Source organism: Microbacterium sp., assembly GCF_049661145.1.
Lineage (GTDB): Bacteria > Actinomycetota > Actinomycetes > Actinomycetales > Microbacteriaceae > Microbacterium.
Genome location: NZ_JBASZT010000270.1, coordinates 1 through 3,353, shown reverse-complemented (window position 1 = coordinate 3,353; position 3,353 = coordinate 1). Strand labels below are relative to the sequence as shown.

The 3,353-nt window shown below is 71.8% G+C and carries 2 protein-coding genes; one reads left to right on the top strand and one right to left on the bottom strand.

Features of this window, described 5'->3' with window-relative positions:
* Nucleotides 1-218 precede the first annotated feature (218 nt).
* A complete protein-coding gene (locus tag WBP48_RS11495; RefSeq protein WP_424440534.1) occupies nt 219-1,814 on the top strand; it encodes an SLC13 family permease in 1,596 nt (531 codons plus the stop codon).
* 173 nt (nt 1,815-1,987) lie between these two features.
* Here WBP48_RS11495 and WBP48_RS11490 read toward each other — a convergent pair.
* A partial coding sequence (locus tag WBP48_RS11490) for a D-alanyl-D-alanine carboxypeptidase (RefSeq protein WP_424440532.1) occupies nt 1,988-3,353 on the bottom strand: 1,366 nt, incomplete at its 5' end.

Genomic DNA, 3,353 nt, shown 5'->3' with positions numbered 1-3,353 from the left:
GATTTCTGGTGGTGTTGCGACGATTTGCGACCCCGCGGTCGCGTGGGAGCTCTCGGGCGGGCGTGGGCGGGTCGCAGGTGGTCGGATTCGTGGCGGCATAGCGGCCAGCTGCGACCCCGCGAGCGCGTGAGTGCTTGGGCGGGCTCAGGCGGGGCTGCGCGCGCACGGCGCGAGCGCGGGCGCACGAGACAGGCTCGGGGTAGTCGTACCCTGAACGTGTGGACCCGGCATCCTGGACCTTCGCCATCCTGGCGCTCGCGATCATCGCGTTCATCAGTGGCAAGGTTCCGCTCGCGATCGTGTCGATCGGGGTCGCGCTCGCGCTGTGGGCGACGGGCGTCCTGACGATCGGCGAGGCGTTCGGCGGGTTCGGCGATCCGACGGTGCTGTTCATCGCGTCGCTGTTCGTCGTGAGCGAGGCGCTGGATGCCACGGGTGTGACCGCCTGGCTCGGGCATCAGGTCGTGACGCGGGCGGGCAAGGGGCGCGCGCGGCTGACCGTCGTCATCTCGTTGCTGGCCGCAGTCCTGGCGGCGTTCATCTCGATCAACGGGTCGGTCGCGTCGCTGCTGCCGGTCGTCGTGGTCGTCGCGGTGCGCGCGCGGATCGTGCCGTCGAAGCTGCTCATCCCGCTCGCCTTCGCGGCGAGCGCAGGTTCCCTGCTGACCCTCGCCGGCACGCCCGTCAACATCGTCGTGTCGCAGGCGGCGGTCGCGGCGGGCGGACGGGAGTTCGGCTTCTTCGAGTTCGCGCTCGTCGGCATCCCGATCGTGCTGCTGACGGTCGCCGTCGTCGCGATCGGCGGGGGACGGCTTCTCCCCGAGCGGTCGCCCGACCACCTCGGCAGTCTCGCACCCGACCCGCGGGAGCACGCGCAGCTGCTGCGGTCCAGCTACAACGTACAGCTCGACACCGAGATGCTGTTCAGCGCGCAGGACGGGGTCGCCGAGGTGCTCGTCGCGCCCCGCTCGACCCTCATCGGCCGGACAGTGTATGCCGGGATGACGACGCGCGACGAGAACCTCGTCATCCTGGCGGTGCGCCGCGGCGAGGACGAGGGACCCAACGCGTCGCACGGCGCCGGCGTCGCGGGCAGCCTGCAACTGCGCGCGGGCGACGCCGTGCTCGTGCAGGGCCCGTGGGCGGCCCTGACCACCTACACGCAATCGCCCGATGTCATCGCCGTCACCCCGCCGCAGACACTGCAACGCGCGGTGCCGCTCGGTCGGGGCGCGAAGCGCGCGCTCGTGATCCTCGGGCTGATGGTCGTGCTGCTGGCAACCGGCCTGGTGCCGGCGGCCGTCGCGAGCCTGCTGGCGGCGGGCGCGCTCATCCTGACCGGCGTGCTGACCATCCCGCTGGCGTATCGCTCGATCTCGTGGACGACCGTCATCCTCATCGCCGGCATGATCCCGCTGTCGTCCGCCTTCGTCTCCACCGGTGCCGCCGACCTCGTCGCGGGGGTGGTGCTGAGCCTCGTCGGCTCGACGTCGCCGCATCTCGCGCTGCTCGTGCTGTGCGCCCTCACGATGGTGCTGGGGCAGTTCATCTCCAACGTCGCGACGGTCCTCGTCATCACCCCCATCGCGGTCGCCATCGCGCAGAACCTCGACCTCAGCATCCAGCCGTTCATGATGGCGCTGACGGTCGCCGGCGCCGCCGCATTCCTCACGCCTATCGCGACGCCGGCGAACCTCATGGTGCTGCAGCCGGGCGGCTACCGCTTCGGCGACTACTGGAAGCTCGGGCTGCCGCTCATGATCGTGTATCTCGCGGTCGCGGTGCTGTATGTGCCGCTGATCTGGCCGTTCTGAGTCGCGCCGCGTCAATGCCGCGGAGCGGCCTCGAGGCGGCGGCGCGCCACCTCACCGCCCGATTCGGTTCCAAAAGCAGGCTGAACCGCGCCCTCGGGTCCCGTACGCCGTCGATTCGGCCGATTCAGCCTGCTTTTCGAACGGGACGCCCGCGACACCGGCGGATGCCGGGCTCAGCCGGCCAGGCCGAACAGCTCCAGCGGGTGGGTGAGACGCCACCACGGGTCGGGGTCGGGCATGTCGGCGGTCAGGTGCACCCCGACGGTCGTCGAGTTCAGCGGGCCCTTGACCCGCACGTCGCCGACGGCGGCATCCGCGTCGCGCGCGTCGCCCAGGTCGAGGCTCGTCGTGACCTGAGCGGCGGTGCTGTTCCACAGGATGACCGAGGCGTCGGCATCCGTCACGATGTCGACGCTCGTGCCCCACGCGGTCGTCACGACGCCGGCGCGGGCTCCCGCCGGCAGGATCTGCGGCACCGCGACCTGCGCGGCAAGGTCGTTCAGCAGCCGCGCCGTCTCGCCGTCGCGCGCCTCGTCGGTCGGCTGCCCGAGCACGGTCGCGTAGACGCGCACCGGGGTGTCGCCGATCGTGACGTCCTTCGCGGCCAGCAGGTTGTAGGCACCGCGGAGGCTCCCCGTCTTGAGGCCCACGACGGCGGGATCGGCCAGCAGGTCGTTCGTGTTCGTGACGAGACCGGCGCCCGGCAGCTCGACCGACGGCATCCGCACGATCTCTGCGACGACGGGATTCGCGAGCGCCACCTTGGCGAGCGCGATGAGCGCGGCCGGGTCGGCGACATCGCCGGGGTCGATGCCGGTGGGCTCCACGAGCGTGATGCCGGAGAGGTCGTGCCGGGCGAGCCACGTGCGGGCGGCGGCGGCGAAGACCTGGTCGTTCGGCCACACCGTGCTCGCGAGGCGATCGGTGTAGTTGCCGGCGGACCCGATCAGGATGCCCTGCAGCATCTGATACTGCGTCAGCGAGCCGCCGACGGGGACGTTCAGCGCCGACTCGTCGTTCTCGAGGTAGCTGTAGTAGGTCGCGCGGTCGCGCGCGGTGAACGAGTACGACGGCCCCTGCTCGCCGGGCGCGAGCGGCAGCTCGTCGAGGATCATGAGCACCGTGACGAGCTTCGCGATGCTCGCGATGGGCGCCGCATCGGCGCTCGAGGCGGCCGCCTCGGAGATCCCCGAGACGCCGACCGCCGCCGAGCCCGACACGGGCCATGTCAGGGCGGATGCCGGGGCGGACACGTCCGGGAGTGCGACCTCGCTCACGGTCGGGGCCACCGCGTGCAGCGGCCACAGCAGCGTCGTCGCGGCGTAGACGCCCACGGCGCCCAGCACCGCGAGGATCGGCGCGACGGTGCCCGCCCGCAGCGGCGAGCGACGGGGACGACGCTCCAGCAGGTCGGGTGTGACCGTCGCGTACCGGTGCGGGCTGTCGGCGAGGTCCGTGGTGACGGCCCGCTCCGCCGTGGAGGTCTGCAGAGCGATGGCATCGTCGTCGAGCCAGGCCAGTGCCCGCCGACCCTCGGGG